Below are 16,934 nucleotides of genomic sequence, written 5' to 3'. Positions count from 1 at the left end.
CCTACGGCTTTGTCAGGATTCAGCCAGAATACATAATGGAAAAAGTACAATATATATCACAAGGTTCAACAAGAGAAGAGCAGGAGCTGAATATTCAGAAAGCCCTTGATCACGGTGTAAAATGGGTACAGGTACGCTGGAAAAATGCGCCTGGAAATGAATTCAGACGGCTTTGTGAAACTACAAGACAGATTTGTCTGAACTATGAAACGGTCTGTATCATTAATGATGATGTTCAGATCGCAAAAGATACGGATGCAGACGGTGTTCACCTTGGATTACAGGATACTTCTGTAGAAGCAGCACGCTATATTTTAGGCGGACATAAAATCATTGGAGGCACAGCAAATACATTTTCAGATGTTCTGCAGAGAATCACTGAATCATGTGATTATATCGGTTTAGGGCCATTGAGATTTACTTCCACCAAAGAACAGCTCAGTCCGGTTTTAGGCTTTAAAGGATATCAGAACATCATAGAAGAATTAAAGTCTGGCTCAATACAAATCCCGAAAATATTCGCTATTGGCGGAGTTATTCTCAATGACGTGGAGCTCTTACAGCAGATTGGAATTTACGGAGTGGCTGTTTCAGGGCAGATAACCCATCAGCCTTCTGTAATTAAAAAATTTAAAACAGTATTACAATGAAAAATCAACCTTTAAAAATAGCAGACAGAACTTTTGAATCAAGACTGTTTCTGGGAACAGGAAAATTCGGCAGTCTTACAGAAATGACCGACTCTGTTATCACTTCAGGAAGTGAAATGGTAACCATGGCTTTAAAACGCGTAGATTCCCAATCCCCGGAAGATGGTTTGCTGCAGGCTTTACAACCGACACAAGCGCATCTCCTACCTAATACCTCAGGAGCAAGAACCGCCAAAGAAGCTGTTTTGGCAGCACAGTTGGCAAGAGAAGCTTTGGAAACCAACTGGGTAAAGCTGGAAATCCATCCGGATCCCAAATATTTATTGCCGGATCCTGTAGAAACCTTGTATGCCACAGAAGAACTGGCAAAACTCGGATTTATCGTAATGCCCTATATTCATGCAGATCCTGTTCTGTGTAAACGGCTGGAAAATGCAGGTACGGCAGTTGTAATGCCGCTTGGAGCACCCATTGGAACCAATAAAGGTTTAAGAACACTGGATTTTCTGGAAATTATTATCAGTCAAAGCAATGTTCCGGTTGTGGTAGACGCAGGTATTGGTGCTCCTTCCGACGCTGCAAAAGCAATGGAAATAGGAGCAGATGCAGTTTTGGTAAATACGGCTATCGCAGTGGCAGAAAACCCGGTCCTTATGGCGTTGGCTTTTAAAGAAGGGGTTATTGCCGGAAGAAGAGCTTTTGAATCCGGTTTGGGAGCTGTTGTGGGACAGGCGGAAGCCTCAAGTCCGGTGACTTCTTTTTTATTTGATTAAAATAAACCGATGAAGAGTTTTAAAGAATTTTTTGAAAAATACCAATGGGATGAAGTAAAAGCAAAGCTTGAAACAATAACTTTGTCCGATGTTGAAAGAAGTCTTCAAAAAAAAAATAAGACAACAGAAGATTTTTTAAACCTGATCTCTCCGGCGGCTTCACAAAAGCTGGAAGTGATGGCCAAAATGGCGCAGCAGATCACTCAGAAGCGTTTCGGGAAAACCATTCAGCTGTATGCTCCGTTATACCTGAGTAATGAATGTCAGAATATATGTACGTACTGTGGGTTTAGCCTTGATAATCCGATTAAGAGAAAAACACTTTCTGAAACGGAGTTGATGACCGAGGCATCTGTTTTAAAGTCGATTGGAGTCCATCATGTTCTGCTGGTGAGCGGCGAAGCCAATAAAACCGTTGGGATATCCTATTTTTTAAATGCCATCCGTCTGCTAAAACCTCATTTTTCAAATATTTCTATTGAAGTTCAGCCTTTATCGGTTGAGGAATACCGGCAGCTTCATAAGGAAGGAGTGCATTCCGTTTTGGTCTATCAGGAAACTTACCACGAGGAAGTATATAAAGAATACCATCCTAAAGGCAAGAAGTCTAATTTCCATTTTCGACTGGAAACACCCGACAGAATCGGCCAGGCAGAAATCCATAAAATAGGGTTAGGTGTTTTATTGGGACTGGAAAACTGGAGGGTCGATAGTTTCTTTAATGCGCTACATCTCGATTATCTTCAGAAACAATACTGGAAGAGTCGGTTTTCAGTTTCATTTCCAAGGCTCCGGCCTGCGGAAGGTATCATTGAACCTAATTTCAATATGTCTGATAAAGACTTACTGCAACTGATTTGTGCTTACCGGATCTGGAACCATGATATTGAGATCTCCATATCAACAAGGGAAAATGAGAAGTTCAGGGATAATATCATTACATTAGGAGCTACTTCCATGAGTGCAGCTTCTAAAACCAATCCCGGAGGATATGCCGTGGACAAAGAATCTCTGGAACAGTTTGAAACCAGTGACGAAAGGAGTATGGAAGAAATTAAAAAGGTAATCCGGAAAGCAGGTTATGACCCTGTGATGAAAGATTGGGACGCTGCCTACAGTGGGGTTTAATTTAAAAGAATTGATTGTAAAATTAAACAATATGAAGGATAAAGATATTTTCGCCCGTTACAGCCGCCAGATTTTTATCGACGAGATCGGATTGCAAGGGCAGCGGAAAATTATGAATTCAAAAATTTTGGTAGTGGGAGCAGGAGGATTGGGAAGCCCCGTTGTTCAATATCTGGCGGCGGCGGGAATCGGAACTTTGGGAGTAGCAGAATTTGATAAGGTAGAACTGCACAATTTAAATCGTCAGATCATCCATAATGAAGATACAGTAGGGCTTTCTAAAGTGGAAAGCGCCAAGCAGTTTGTAAAAAAAATAAATCACCAGGTTCATTTCATGGGAATTGAAAGCAAAATTACTGCTGAAAACGCTGAAGAAATCCTTTCGCAATTTGATATTATTATCGATGGTTCTGATAATTTTTCTACCCGATATCTGATCAATGATACTTGTATAGCTCTCAATAAACCTTTGATTTATGGAAGTATCTTGGGATTTTCAGGCCAGGTTGCTGTTTTTAATTATAACGGCAGCAGGAATCTGAGGGATATCTTTCCGGAACCGCCTTTTAATGAAAACCTTCCTGATTGTGACAGTCTGGGCGTTTTGGGACCTCTGCCGGGAATGGTGGGAAGTATGATGGCTCATCTTGCATTGCATATGATAACAGGCATTGCTTTGCCCGTGAATACGTTAACTTTAATTGACGTTTTATCATGGAAGTTCCAGACGATTGATTTTTAATCACATTACACAAAAAAATAAGTCAACAAAATATTTTGTTGACTCGATTTTTTTGATAAGTAGAAAAGTTATTGTCCCTGCTGCATAACGCCCCCGGTTTCTTCTTTCTTGGTCTGGTTCAGAATACTTGAATCTTCTTTGGCCAGTTTATTTTTTGTAGGGATTTTGTAATTAATAGATAATCCGAAATTTCGACTGTCATATTTAGTTCTTAAGACCACACTTTCACCTCCTCCCGGTGGGTTTGAGCGTACCTGCATCACCTGTCCATTGAAAATATCATTTGCAAAAACAGAAACCGTCAGGCGGTTATCCAGGAATTTTTTCGTTATGGTAATATCAACATTATTGTTAAATGGTTTTTCTGCAGTGAAGTAGAAATATCCGGCTTTTGGAGTTAAGTAGCTGTAATTCGCGGTCAGTTTAATATCTTTTGGTAAAATGACCTGTGCCATGGCATTAAAGATCCAAAACCCGTTATTATTCAGGTTATCAATATCATGCTTCTGATAGCCGGCATACAGGTACATGAAATTAATTTTATCAGGATTAAAGTTAAATTTCATAATCTCGCTCAGCGGTTTGCTGAAAATCATAAATGGAACAGGCAGTCCAAGATTAAAGTTATGAATTCTCATGTTCGAGATATTGATCTGCTCATTATAAAGATTTTTCCCGTTTTTCCTGATAATCTGTGCCACCTGATTTTTTGCAGAACTTACACTGTATCCAATAAATGCATAATCAAATGCAGAAATCTTCAATTCATAATTGTCAAAGATGGTAGGCTGAAGGTTCGGGTTACCCGTTACCTGGGTATTAGGTCCCTGGAACGTGGTATTATTGGGGTTTAATGCGGAAATACTCGGCAGGCTTATCTTTTTATTATAGTTAGCAGCAATATAAACCTGGTTCATTAAATTATACTGAACGCTCGCATTCGGAAATAATTTAAACTTATTAAAAGGAATTAAATCTTTCTGCACAACAGTTTTTGTACTGTCAATAATTCTGGTCACTCCTGAAATATCATAATTTTCTGCACGGGTTCCTAAAATGAAATCAAATTTTTTAAGCTTAGCCTGAAATTCTAAATAGGTTGACGTTGTCTGCCTTTTATATTCCAGATTGGTCAAACCTCTGCTTTCCGTATCAAAATTCTGATTTTCATACAAACCTCCTAAGCTCACTTTTCCGCCATCCAATATCTTTAAAGGTTGGGAATAATCAACTTTAAAGTTGGCAATTTTCATATCAGAGGTATTATTCAAAACATTTCCGTTGGAGATGGGTGCTATATCTTCATCAGGACTACGATAGATAATATCTCTGAAAATATTGTCCTGATCGAATGTACTGGTTGATTTTGTATATCCAAACTGGAAATCAAGTTTCTGAACTTTATCTGCAAATCGTTTCTGATAGGTCACTACTGCTTCCTGTCTTGTATTCAAAGTATGTGCGGCGTCAAAGGCCTTAAAATTTCCTTCTCTTATACTGTCTTTAATATTTTTGTAAGGCAGATCTGCAAAACCGTTACTCAGTGTATAATTGTCATTATTATTGTGATAAATATCATAATTCAACAATAATCTGTCCTGTCCAAGATCAAAGGTCATACCTGATTTTGCAAAATATCCTCTACCAATTCTATCGGTATTGCTTATTAATAAGCCCTCTCCTTGATTTGAATTCAGCATACTTTCACGGTAATTCTGTCCTACATTCAGCTGCCATCCGAAAATTTTATTTCTGGCATTTAAGTTCAGGGAATTGCTGGTCCTGCTTCTGAATTTATCATAATTCGTAAAAGAATAGTTTCCGGAATACGTTGCCGTTAAATATTTATTGGCATTTTTATTCGTAATAATATTCATAATCGCTCCACCGGAAGTAGCGGGAAACTCTGCGCCGGGCTGGGTGATCACTTCAATCCGGTCTACGGAATTGGCAGGCATTCCTTCCAGAAAAGAATTCAGCTCGTTTGAAGTAATATTTAAAGGCCTTCCATTCAGATAAACGTCGAGAACTTTTCCCTGATACATCATGCCTGCAATATCAGTGGAAACCAATCCGGGAAGTTTTTTAATTCCTTCCAGCACATTACCGTTATTCAGCTGCGGCTGTTCGGAAAAATCGAAAATGGTACGGTCTGCCTTTTGTTCAACGGCTTTTTTCGTTTTAGTGAGTACAACGCCTTCAATTTCTTTTTCTTTTACCGGGTTGCTGCTTTTCTCTTGTGCGTAAGTAAATGTTGAGCCTAACCCAAATAGAACGAGTATAATTTTCTTCATAATATGATGTACTGCTATTCAGTTAGACGCAAAAAACGAAATTTTGTTACAAAGCTTTTTTTCTTATTTTAGACTATCGAATTCAACATAATCAAATTCAGGGGAAGAAGTGAACAGCTGTCTTAACACTGATGCATGACCATTTCCTGCAATAATAAGTATTCTGTCTTCTGTATTACGGGGAATATTCTGGATATTGCGGAACATTCTCAGATTTCTGTTATACCAATACAAAGCAAGCATATCCGCCCCATCGTGATCTCTTAATTTGAAATCTCCGGTAAGATAAGCACCATACTCATATTGATGGTATTCTTTACTGTTCATGAATTTAAAAAGCTCTAAAATAGATTTGAAGTTTTTTCGTTCGGAATTTTTAAAAAAGACATTATACTGTTTTGAAATTGGATCATCACTTAAAAAATCATAGTCTGCACTCATGTTTTTAAAATACACAGAGTCTGTCTTCCCGAATTTTTCTTCAAGATCATCTAAAATAGAATTTGCATCAATACTGTATAATTCAGTAAGGTTGAGCTCTTTTGCGATCCGCATGGCAATCTGGTAGCGTTCATCCCTTTTGTCTTTATACTTCCCATCTTTGTATTCTTTTAATTTCTGATTGGCATTCCATTCCGGCCAAGCCTCTATAGCTATTTTTGTAGGTTTAAATTTCTTGATGTAGTCAGTAAGCTCTTTTACTTCCTGTGCAGTTTTCGGTGACAGGACATCAACCTGATCTCCTTTTTCTGTCTTATGGGCATCAAGATTAGGGTAATCAAAATGGAATGACCCGACAACGAGAACTTTGGTCTTAGGGTTATTGAAATACTCCGATGGTTTTTTCTGTGCAGAAACAAAATTGCAGAAGCATGCCAGTAAGCTGTAAATAAATGTTTTCATACTTATTTTATTTGTTAGTTAATTTATTTTGAATGATTCAAAGGTAGATATATGGTGAAATCTATGGAATAGCATTTCGACATTAACCGATTTTTATTCGATCAAATAGTTTCATCGATAAAAAACGGGCATTTGTCGGAAATCATTAGGAAATGAAAAATGAAGAAGCTTACATTTGAAAATGAAAAAAAAACAGATTATTTGGCTTCAGATTATATACTGGAGTTTCAACTTTACTGGTAATGTTATTGCCCCACAAATATTTTTTGTAAAGGGAGATAATTTTTACATTCATCAGACGCTTAATATTACTTATTTCCTTGTTGGAATCAGTACTTTTTATATTTGTTATCTTTTTATTATTCCCAGGATCTTCAATTTCAAAAAGCTTTATACTGCTGTTTTGGTTTTTTTATTTTCAATTGTTTGTTTTGCGACTTTGCGTTATTTGATAGAAGAGGTTTTCCTTCCATTGACTTTTGGATTCAGCAATTATAGAAAGGACACCGGGATTGCTTATTATTTTTTTGATAATATTTATAATGGCAGTGTCATTGTCTTTATTTCCGGTATATTATGGCTCTTGGAAAGGTTTGGAGTAATAGAAGCCGAAAAAAAAGAACTGGAATTAGAAAGAAACCAGGCAAAAATCCAGGCTTTAAAAACCCAGATCAACCCTCATTTTATTTTTAATTCCTTAAATAACATTTATTCTTTGGTGTATCAGAAATCTGATAAAGCATTGCCGGCCATAGAAGAATTGAGCAAGCTGTTGAGATTCAGCACAAAGGACCTTGAAGAAAACTTTATTTCTTTAGAAAAGGAAATTGGTTATATTGACAGTCTGACAGCCCTTGAAAAGCTGAGGATTAAAAATCCCGAATTATTGATTACTGAAAGAAATATCAGTCATCCTGCACTGCCTATTTCGCCCATGCTATTAGTTCCTTTCGTAGAAAATGCCTTCAAGCATGGAGATTTTAGGAATAAAGGATTTCTACTGAAGATTTCAGATGAACATAAATTGCTTCATTTTTATCTTCACAATTTTAAAAATCAAAGAGTAAAAGATACAATATCCGGAATCGGAATTGATAATGTTAAAAAAAGACTTGAGATTCTTTATCCGAAAAAATATGAGTTAAATATCAAAGACTCGGAATCGGAATTTGTTGTAGATTTAAAAATTGATTTACGGGATGAATAAAATTAAATGCATCATAGTTGATGATGAGCCGCTGGCCATTTCGCTGCTGGAAAGCTACGTGCAGAAGGTTTCTTTTCTGGAACTGGTTTTCTCAACAGAAAACCCGATTGAAGCTCTGGATTATATTCAAAAGAATGAATGTGATCTGGTCTTTCTGGATATCCAGATGCCTGAATTGACAGGTATCAATTTTATGAATATTTTGGGGAATAAACTGAGGTATATTTTGACGACTGCTTATTCGGAATATGCTCTGGAAGGATATGAATATCATATTATAGATTATCTTCTTAAGCCCGTTTCTTTTGAACGTTTTTACAAAAGTGCTGAAAAAGCCTGGGAGCGTTTTGCTGTTAATGAAGATAAAAAAGAAGATTCTCATTTTTTTGTAAAATCTTCCGGACGGCAGTATAGAATTGATTTTGAAGATGTCCTGTTTGTTGAAAGTATTAAAGATTATGTAAACATCAGAACTGTTGAAAAGGAATATATTGTATTGGATACCTTGAAATCACTGGAACAGCAGCTTCCGGAAGGCTCTTTCGCAAGAATCCATAAATCTTTTATTATCAATTTGAATAAAATCAAAGAGATAGCACCAAGAAAAGTAAATTTGATTACCCATCATGAAATTCCCATAGGAGAAAGTTACAGGGTGAACCTTTTGACTAAAATAAAGTAAAAAGCAGTTTCAAAATGAAACTGCTTTTCTATGATTAATTAATCTAACAATTAATTCTCCTGTTGCTTAATCAGGTTGAGTGCTGAACCAGCTTTAAACCAGTCAATCTGCTGATTGTTATAAGTATGGTTGGCCATGATGATATCTTTAGTTCCGTCCGCATGAACAAATTCTAAAGTCAGCTGCTTTTCAGGAGCAAACTGATCTAAATCTAAGAAGTTTACCGTGTCATCTTCCTGGATTTTATCATAATCTCCCTCATTGGCAAATGTTAATCCTAACATCCCTTGTTTCTTAAGGTTCGTTTCGTGGATCCTTGCGAATGATTTTACCAATACAGCTTTTACACCCAGATGTCTCGGCTCCATAGCGGCGTGTTCTCTGGAAGAACCTTCACCGTAGTTCTGGTCTCCTACAACGATAGTCGGTACTCCTGCAGCTTTATATGCTCTCTGTACGGCAGGAACTTCACCGTGTTCACCTGTCAGAAGGTTTTTCACGTTGTTCGTTTCCATGTTATAGGCATTAACAGCTCCGATCAGCATATTGTTTGAAATATTGTCAAGGTGACCTCTGTATTTCAACCATGGCCCGGCCATAGAAATATGGTCAGTTGTACATTTTCCGAAAGCCTTGATTAAAACTCTTGCTCCTTCAATATTTTTTCCGTCCCAGGCCGGGAATTCTTCCAGTAGCTGAAGTCGGTCTGAAGTTGGGCTTACATTTACGACTACTGAAGAACCGTCTGCTGAAGGCGCCTGATATCCTGCATCTTCTACAGCAAATCCTTTAGCCGGTAATTCAGAACCTTTAGGCTCATCAAGTTTTATCTGTTCACCGTTTTCAGCGGTTAAAGTGTCAGTGATCGGGTTGAAATCCAGTCTTCCTGAGATGGCAACAGCCGCTACCATTTCCGGTGAAGCTACGAATGCGTGTGTGTTTGGGTTTCCGTCTGCTCTTTTCGCAAAGTTTCGGTTGAAAGAGTGGATGATAGAGTTTTTCTCTCCTTTTTCAGCCCCTTCTCTGTCCCATTGTCCGATACAAGGTCCGCAGGCATTGGTAAAAATCCTTGCGTTTTCAAATTTTCTGAAAGAATCTAAAAAACCGTCTCTCTCAGCAGTATATTTTACCTGTTCTGAACCTGGATTGATCCCCAGGATTGCTTTAGGTTTTACTCCTTTGGCTACCGCATCTTCTACAATAGAAGCTGCTCTTGATAAATCTTCATATGAAGAGTTGGTACAAGAACCGATTAATGCCCATTCCACTTCTAAAGGCCATCCGTTTGCTTCTGCTTTAGCTCTGAATTCAGAAACAGGAGTTGCCAAATCCGGAGTGAAAGGTCCGTTCAGGTGAGGTGCCAGTTCAGAAAGGTTGATTTCGATTAATTGGTCAAAATATTGCTCAGGGTTGGCATATACTTCAGCATCACCCGTTAAATGTTCAGCAATTTTGTCTGCTGCCTCCACTACATCCTGTCTGCCTGTAGCAGCCAGATATCTTCTCATAGAATCATCATATCCGAAAGTAGAAGTCGTAGCCCCGATTTCAGCACCCATATTACAGATCGTACCTTTACCGGTTGCTGAAAGAGATTCAGCTCCTTCTCCGAAATATTCTACGATGCATCCTGTTCCTCCCTTCACGGTAAGAATTCCAGCCACTTTAAGGATAACGTCTTTTGCAGAAGTCCATCCGGACATTTTACCCGTTAACTTTACACCGATTAATTTTGGCATTTTAAGTTCCCAGGCCATTCCTGCCATTACATCTACCGCATCAGCACCTCCTACACCAATGGCTACCATTCCTAAACCTCCGGCATTTACTGTATGAGAGTCAGTCCCGATCATCATTCCTCCAGGGAATGCATAGTTTTCCAGTACTACCTGGTGAATAATACCGGCACCAGGCTTCCAGAAACCGATTCCGTATTTATCGCAAACAGAACTCAGGAAATTGAAAACCTCAGAGTTCTTATTGATACCTTCCTGTAAATCTTTATCAGCACCTACTTTTGCCTGGATCAGGTGATCCGCATGGGCCGTTGAAGGAACTGCTACTTTAGCTTTCCCGGCCTGCATAAACTGTAAAAGTGCCATCTGTGCAGTAGCATCCTGCATAGCCACTCGGTCCGGTGCGAAGTCCACATAAGAATTTCCTCTTTCATGTGCTTTTGTAGCATTTCCTTCCCAAAGGTGAGTGTATAATATTTTTTCTGATAAGGTAAGAGGTTTTCCCACGATCTGTCTTGCTGCTGCAATTCTTTCAGGGTAACGCTCGTACACTTTTTTGATCATATCGATATCAAATGTCATATCTTAAAAATGTTTTAGAATTATCAAACAATTAAAAATTGTTCCCAAAATTACAAATTTTTAATATTTTATGTAAGCTAAATTATTTAGATTCTTTATAAATATGTGTTTTATAATTTCTATTTTGGCGTATTTTTGCAGCCAAATGATGAATATGAAAAAAGGAATTCAGTTAATAGGTCTATTCGTTTCGGTTTTTATCTGCTCTCAGACAAGGACTGTCAGAAAACCGTTTGTTAAGAACACGCTGAAAACTACTGTTGGAAATGCAATGGTTCAGAATAAAAAGAGTATTGAGTTTCCTGTCGTTAACAAGGATCTGCCTGCTTTAATTCCTAAAAAGAAAGCCGGGAATTTCGGATATGTCAATCAAAAAGGGAAATTTATCATCCAGCCGGAATATCATATTGCCGTTTTCTTCTACGAAGACTGTAACCTTCTTAATTCTCCGAATGAAAAACTAAGGAAATTTGGAACTGCAGAATATGCCACGGTAGAAAAAAATGAAATATCCTACAGGATTGATCAAAAGGGAAGAAGAGTCTATCAGTTTAAGAAGGCAGACTTGGGAAAATGTGTGCATAAAGAATATACCCAGCAGCTGTTTCAGGCTTATGTCCTGAACGGTTTTTACGGAATCATGGAAAAATCCGTCTTCAAAGATCCACAGGATTACAAGCAGTTCAAAATTTATCCCCAGTATGAATACCTATATATTCTTGAAGGTGATGATGTTGCCAATCCTATGATTATTGCTTCCAAAAATGATAGTTTCGGAATAATTGATAAAAATAACAACATCATAATTCCATTTGAATATGAGGATATAAAGCGTAATTTCAGCTGGAAGTTGGGGAAGATGTTTGATGTTTCAAAAGACGGAAAGAATTATTATTATATAGATGATCACAATAAGACGTATTAACATCAGCTAAAGATGTATTGCATCTCATGAAAATTTTGTATTTTCGCGGCTGAAATAAAGGGGTGCTTTAACAAGCTGAGATTATACCCAATGAACCTGGAACGGGTAATGCTGTTTAGGGAATTTAAAATGTACCGATATAAAAGTGTAGCAATATACCAATTCTCATTATTAGACTGTTAAATTACCACATGGTTACATTATTTTAATCCGCCCCTTTTATTCATTAAATTTTAAAATTTATAGAATGAAAGGATTATTTTTTTTAGGACTTACTGTAGGCTCATTTGCTTTTCTACAGGCACAGACAACCGATTCTTTACAGATAAACGAAATTGAAGCCGTTAATTTCACCAGAAGACTTCCCGTTGCCAAAGAAATCCTCAATGTTGCCAAAGATATTGACAGCCGTAATCTCGGACAGGATTTACCCGTTTTACTTAAAAACCAAACGTCTATTATTTCAACCTCTGATGCGGGAAATGGCGTAGGATATACAGGTTTTAGAATTCGTGGGGTAGCAGGAAGTGCCATCAATGTCATGATGAACGGTGTTCCGTATAATGATTCCGAAAGTCAGGGTACTTTCTTTGTTAATGTTTCGGATCTTACAAGTTCTGCATCACAGATTGTAATTCAGAGAGGAGTAGGGACTTCCAATAATGGAGCAGCAGCTTTTGGAGCCAGTATCAATGTTCTTTCAAAGAATCCGGAAGAAAAATTTTATTTTAAGACAGATGACAACTACGGTTCATTCAATACGTATAAATACTCTGCAGAAATAGGTTCTGGGAAGTTCCTCGGAAACCGTCTCTCTGTGATGGCGAGATATACACATATCAATTCCGACGGGTATATCGACAGGGCATTTTCAAAACTGAATTCTTATAATTTCACCGCTTTGTATGAGGAGGGGAAAACAAGAATCCGGCTGATGGCTTTCGGTGGTAAAGAAAAAACATACCAGGCCTGGAACGGTATCGATAGGAAAACACTTGAAACCAATCCGAGATTTAATTTTTCTGGGGCCATTTATGATGCCGCTTTTGAAAATATTGTTGGTTTTTATGATAATGAAACGGACAATTATAAACAAAATCATTACCAGTTGCTTTGGGAACAGAAATTCAGTGACAGATGGAATTTGGAAACAACTTTACACTACACAAAAGGAAAAGGATATTATGAAAATTACAAACAGGGTGAGCCATTCATGAGGTACAATTTGCCTGATATTGGAAGTGAAGAATATTCTGATTTTATCAGAAAAAAATGGCTGAATAATGATTTTTACGGTGTTATTTCTACTCTGTACGGAAAATTGGGAGCGGTTGATCTTAATTTCGGTGTAGTCGCCAATCAATATTACGGGAGACATTACGGAAATGTAACAGGTGTTTTCTTGCCTCAGATTGATGAGCATGAATATTACAGGAGCCGTTCTGTGAAAAATGAAACGGCAGGATTTGCAAAAGCTTTGGTAAAGGTCAATGAATTTGAGTTTTTCGGTGATCTACAGCTGAGGAATATTGATTATAATACCAAAATAATCCAGGCAGGAGATGGTGAAGGAGCAAACTTGGATAAAACCTGGCTGTTTTTTAATCCAAAAGCCGGAGTTAATTACAGACTTCCAAAAGGGAAATTATTTATTTCTTATGCCCATGCGCATCGGGAGCCTAACAGAGAGGATTTATTAGCCAATAATAATGTAAAAGCAGAAAAACTGCATGATTTTGAAGCCGGTTTTGAAAGACAGTTCGGAATCGTGTCGTTGACGGCAAATTTATATTACATGTATTATGTTAATCAGTTGGTTTTAAACGGTGAACTTAGCAATGTCGGAGCTTTCATCAGAACCAATTCAGGGAAAAGCTACAGAAGCGGGATTGAGTTGGGAGCTTTGGCGAAACTTTCAAAACAGTGGGAACTTAACGGAAATGTAAGTTTCAGCAATAACAGAAATTTAGATTTTAAAATAGAAAATGAAGCAGGCGTAAAAGATCTCGGAAATACACAGATTTCTTTTTCACCTGATCTGATTGCAAATCTGGGCGTAAAATTCAATCCGGATAACCATTTCCAGTTTGCTTTGATGAATCAGTATGTCGGGAAACAGTATCTGGACAATTCAGAAGATGAAAACCTGCAGCTCAAAGATTATTTTCTAATGGATTTTAATGCGCAGTATCAGTTTAAAATTAAAAATAATGATATCGCTTTAAAACTTTTGGTTAACAATATTCTCAATAGAAAATATGTTAATAACGGATCGGTATGGGAAGGTTCACCTTCTTATTTTTCACAGGCAGGGACAAATTTTATGTTTGGGATCAGCTGGAAAATTCAGTAATGATGAAGACTATATTTAAACAATTATAGTAAAAGTAAAGTTAGATTAGGCTGCTCTGCAGCCTTTTTTATTGAAGGCATCAGCTCTTCGGTTTACCCTTCATAACTTATGTTTTAACAGATATTCATAAAGAAACAAATCTTCTGAAAAGTCATGAAAAAGTTATAAATTTGCGACCAAATGAATACCTCAGCTTACATTTTAGAATATTTAAAACAGTTTGGAACAGTCGCTGTTCCCGGTTTTGGCATTTTTGCTCTGGAAAATTCCAAAGCAATTATCAATTCCGAAAACGGAAGTATTCTTCCTCCTGCAAGTACCATTGTGTATAAACCGGATTATGAAGTGAAGTCTGATGAGCTGGCATCTTTCATCGGAGGCGAGAAACGGATGACTCTTGAAGCATCGAAAACGGATCTCCAGATCCAGACCGATTTTTGGAAGAAAAAACTTCAGGCGGAACAGACCCTGGATATTCAGGGATTGGGAACTATATTTATTGAGGACGGTGAAACTCATTTTAAAGGAAACAGACTTCAGTCTGACCATCCTGACTTTTACGGTCTGGAAGAAATCAGGATATCAGATATTAACAGTAAAGACACGAAACCTGAAGTTTCTGTAAAGGGCAAGAAGAATTATCGGTTTAATAAATCCGTACTTTGGATTATTCTGATTATTATTCCCGTTTTAGGCATTCTGTATGTGGCCTATACCCAGCAGGAGCTTCTCTTCGGGGAAAAATCTTTTGATAAAATAAATACTCCTGTACAGACGAAAAACCACATGATTGAAAAAGATACAATAAAGGTACAGGTGCATACTCCGATAACGGCAGATTCTTTAAAAAAGGACTCCGTACAGAATCCTGTAATGCCCGCTGCAGAAAAAGCCGGAGTAAAACCGGTTTCCCAAAATAACACTAAGAAGAAATGACAAAAATAAAAAAAGCGTCAGAATCCCTGACGATCATGACCAATATTGTACTTCCCAATGATACCAATCAACTGAGAAACCTTTTCGGAGGGGAGCTTTTGGCGAGAATGGACCGTTGTGCATCCATCTCTGCAACAAGACACTGCGAAAGAAGAGTCGTAACGGCGTCTGTAAACCACGTTTCTTTTGATCACCCGATCCCGGAAGGCGGGATTGTTGTCATGGAATCTAAAGTTTCCAGAGCTTTTTCAACCTCTATGGAAATTTATGTAGATGTCTGGCTGGATGATCCGATTAACCATAAAAAAATCCAGACCAATAAAGGAATTTATACTTTTGTAGCGGTAGACGAATTCAATAGGCCTATTCCGATTCCCGATATGGAGCCTGAAACAGAGATTGAGAAAGAAAGATTTGCAGCTGCTTTAAGAAGAAAAGAGTTATCATTGATTCTTTCAGGAAGAATGAAACCCCTGGATTCTGTAGAATTAAAAAAGCTTTTCCAGGAACCTAAATAATTTCTTTTAAAGTAAGGATACATAAAAGCAATGTGACTATTAAAGATAAGACCGACAGAAATACCTGCCGGTTTTTTACTGCAGTTTCTGCTGAGGATTCAAGATAATGATCATCTTTTCTAACCATTTTTTGAGGATAAAATATTAAGAATCCGATAATGCATAAAATAAATGCATTGATCCCTGCTTCAAACCACAGAAATATTTTATTCCCGAATCCATCCGCTCCTTCAGAAGAATAATGTATTGGAATAGTTTCCGGAACTGACGGGAATTTAATCCCTAAAAATACAGCATAGGAAAATATCAATACTACTGAAATACCGAAAATAAAGGTGTGTAATTTCATTCAATTAAACTGAAAAATTTTATTCTGTAAAAACCGTTTCTAAATCTTTGCCCTTACCTTTGCATCAACAAATATAAGAATTATGCCTTCGATGAGAATTTTGCTTTTAGATAAAAACCACCCGCTTATTACCGATCAGCTTTTGAAAAAAAACTTTATTCTGGAGGAGGATTTTACCTCATCATACGATGAAATTTGCAATAAAATTGAGAATTATGAAGGTGTTATTATCAGAAGCCGTATTCCTCTGGACAGGAATTTTCTGGAGAAAGCTAAAAATCTGAAATTCATTGCAAGAGTAGGAGCAGGAATGGAAAATATTGATATTCCCTCAGCTGAAAAATTAGGGATTCATCTGATTAATTCTCCCGAAGGAAACAGAGATTCAGTAGCGGAGCATGTGGTCGGAATGTTATTGGTTTTAATGAACAGGCTGTTCATCGCTTCCCGGGAAGTGAAAAACGGAATCTGGCTACGGGAGGAGAACAGAGGCGATGAGCTGCTGGGGAAAACGGTTGGGCTGATCGGTTACGGGAACATGGGAAAAGCAACTGCTAAAAGACTTTCCGGTTTCGGCTGTACTGTTATCTTTTATGATATTCTGCCTGGGCTTTCTGATGAATATGCGGCACAGGTTTCTTTAGAGGAATTAAAAGAAAAAGCTGAGGTCTTGAGCCTTCATATTCCTTTAACAGAGGCAACATCCTATTTAATTAATGAATCTTTTATTTCTGACATGAAAAATGATTTCTATCTTGTCAATACGGCAAGGGGAAAAAATGTAGAAACTAAAAGTTTAGTTAACGCAATTCGGTCTGGTAAGGTGAAAGGAGCATGCCTGGATGTTTTGGAATATGAGAAATCATCGTTTGAAAATCTGGAAACAGAAAATGAAGAGCTGAAGTATCTACTGGATTCTGAAAAAGTAATCGTTACACCACATATTGCTGGCTGGACCCATCAAAGCAAAGAAAAGCTTGCGCAGGTGATTGTGGATAAAATTACAGGCCGTTTTAGTGAGTAAATTTCAATGTTTTATACTTGAAGAAGCTTCAAGTGTGCTTAATGATCTTGTTATAAAGCTATAGGCTGTGCAGCTTGGATTTGCCCAGCTATATTTTATGTTAAATAATTCATAATTTGCTATCGGAAGTTA

The 16,934-nt window shown here is 37.5% G+C and carries 15 protein-coding genes and 1 riboswitch; of the genes, 11 read left to right on the top strand and 4 right to left on the bottom strand.

Annotated elements, in window-relative coordinates; all coding sequences use genetic code 11:
* The first annotated feature begins 35 nt into the window (after window positions 1–35).
* The 4 genes from MKJ01_RS12080 to MKJ01_RS12065 are packed head-to-tail and all read left to right on the top strand — an operon-like array spanning window position 36 to window position 3,293.
* Window positions 36–650, top strand: coding sequence for a thiamine phosphate synthase (locus MKJ01_RS12080; RefSeq protein ID WP_241614193.1), 615 nt, complete (start codon window positions 36–38; stop codon window positions 648–650).
* The gene (locus MKJ01_RS12075) at window positions 647–1,423 is read left to right on the top strand and encodes a thiazole synthase (RefSeq protein ID WP_241614194.1); all 777 of its coding nucleotides are present in this window, start codon (window positions 647–649) and stop codon (window positions 1,421–1,423) included. Before MKJ01_RS12080 ends, MKJ01_RS12075 begins: the two co-directional genes overlap by 4 nt.
* 9 nt (window positions 1,424–1,432) lie before the next feature.
* Entirely contained in the window at window positions 1,433–2,551 is a 1,119-nt protein-coding gene (thiH, locus tag MKJ01_RS12070) for a 2-iminoacetate synthase ThiH (RefSeq protein WP_241614195.1), read from the top strand.
* A 31-nt stretch (window positions 2,552–2,582) separates the two neighbouring features.
* Window positions 2,583–3,293: a HesA/MoeB/ThiF family protein gene (locus tag MKJ01_RS12065; protein ID WP_241614196.1), complete on the top strand. Its 711-nt coding sequence runs from the start codon at window positions 2,583–2,585 to the stop codon at window positions 3,291–3,293.
* A gap of 68 nt (window positions 3,294–3,361) precedes the next feature.
* Here the strand turns inward: MKJ01_RS12065 and MKJ01_RS12060 are convergent, their stop codons facing one another.
* Complete coding sequence (locus MKJ01_RS12060) at window positions 3,362–5,587, bottom strand: outer membrane beta-barrel family protein (RefSeq protein ID WP_241614197.1); 2,226 nt, start codon at window positions 5,585–5,587, stop codon at window positions 3,362–3,364.
* 63 nt (window positions 5,588–5,650) lie between these two features.
* Complete coding sequence (locus MKJ01_RS12055; RefSeq protein ID WP_241614198.1) at window positions 5,651–6,490, bottom strand: DUF5694 domain-containing protein; 840 nt, start codon at window positions 6,488–6,490, stop codon at window positions 5,651–5,653.
* 181 nt (window positions 6,491–6,671) lie between these two features.
* On the opposite strand from MKJ01_RS12055, the gene MKJ01_RS12050 reads away from it, so the two are divergent.
* The gene (locus MKJ01_RS12050) at window positions 6,672–7,697 is read left to right on the top strand and encodes a sensor histidine kinase (protein ID WP_241614199.1); all 1,026 of its coding nucleotides are present in this window, start codon (window positions 6,672–6,674) and stop codon (window positions 7,695–7,697) included.
* Window positions 7,690–8,379 (top strand): LytTR family DNA-binding domain-containing protein, encoded by a 690-nt coding sequence (locus tag MKJ01_RS12045; protein WP_241614200.1) that lies wholly within the window; start codon window positions 7,690–7,692, stop codon window positions 8,377–8,379. The genes MKJ01_RS12050 and MKJ01_RS12045 overlap by 8 nt, the downstream gene beginning before the upstream one ends.
* 50 nt (window positions 8,380–8,429) lie before the next feature.
* Here MKJ01_RS12045 and MKJ01_RS12040 read toward each other — a convergent pair whose 3' ends face one another.
* Window positions 8,430–10,697, bottom strand: coding sequence for an aconitate hydratase (locus MKJ01_RS12040; protein WP_241614201.1), 2,268 nt, complete (start codon window positions 10,695–10,697; stop codon window positions 8,430–8,432).
* A gap of 154 nt (window positions 10,698–10,851) precedes the next feature.
* Between MKJ01_RS12040 and MKJ01_RS12035 the strand changes: the two genes are divergently transcribed.
* The 4 genes from MKJ01_RS12035 (at window position 10,852) to MKJ01_RS12020 (ending at window position 15,429) form a co-directional block, all read left to right on the top strand.
* Window positions 10,852–11,622 carry a WG repeat-containing protein gene (locus MKJ01_RS12035; RefSeq protein ID WP_241614202.1) on the top strand — a complete coding sequence of 257 codons (771 nt, stop codon included), beginning with the start codon at window positions 10,852–10,854 and terminating at the stop codon, window positions 11,620–11,622.
* A 48-nt stretch (window positions 11,623–11,670) separates the two neighbouring features.
* A riboswitch (TPP riboswitch) is annotated at window positions 11,671–11,761 on the top strand.
* A 108-nt stretch (window positions 11,762–11,869) separates the two neighbouring features.
* Window positions 11,870–13,975 (top strand): TonB-dependent receptor, encoded by a 2,106-nt coding sequence (locus MKJ01_RS12030; RefSeq protein WP_241614203.1) that lies wholly within the window; start codon window positions 11,870–11,872, stop codon window positions 13,973–13,975.
* Window positions 13,976–14,155: 180 nt separating this feature from the next.
* Window positions 14,156–14,911: a hypothetical protein gene (locus tag MKJ01_RS12025; RefSeq protein ID WP_241614204.1), complete on the top strand. Its 756-nt coding sequence runs from the start codon at window positions 14,156–14,158 to the stop codon at window positions 14,909–14,911.
* Window positions 14,908–15,429 carry an acyl-CoA thioesterase gene (locus MKJ01_RS12020; protein ID WP_241614205.1) on the top strand — a complete coding sequence of 174 codons (522 nt, stop codon included), beginning with the start codon at window positions 14,908–14,910 and terminating at the stop codon, window positions 15,427–15,429. Before MKJ01_RS12025 ends, MKJ01_RS12020 begins: the two co-directional genes overlap by 4 nt.
* Here MKJ01_RS12020 and MKJ01_RS12015 read toward each other — a convergent pair.
* Complete coding sequence (locus MKJ01_RS12015) at window positions 15,422–15,778, bottom strand: DUF1648 domain-containing protein (RefSeq protein ID WP_241614206.1); 357 nt, start codon at window positions 15,776–15,778, stop codon at window positions 15,422–15,424. The two genes, MKJ01_RS12020 and MKJ01_RS12015, sit on opposite strands and share 8 nt — an antisense overlap.
* A 91-nt stretch (window positions 15,779–15,869) precedes the next feature.
* Here MKJ01_RS12015 and MKJ01_RS12010 point away from each other — a divergent pair, with 91 nt between their 5' ends.
* Window positions 15,870–16,802 carry a 2-hydroxyacid dehydrogenase gene (locus tag MKJ01_RS12010; protein WP_241614207.1) on the top strand — a complete coding sequence of 311 codons (933 nt, stop codon included), beginning with the start codon at window positions 15,870–15,872 and terminating at the stop codon, window positions 16,800–16,802.
* Window positions 16,803–16,934: the final 132 nt, after the last annotated feature.

The sequence above is a fragment of the Chryseobacterium sp. SSA4.19 genome (assembly GCF_022601875.1).
Classification (GTDB): Bacteria; Bacteroidota; Bacteroidia; order Flavobacteriales; family Weeksellaceae; genus Chryseobacterium.
The sequence above is the reverse complement of the archived record's forward strand: the minus strand, read 5'-3'. Positions and strand labels throughout refer to the sequence as shown.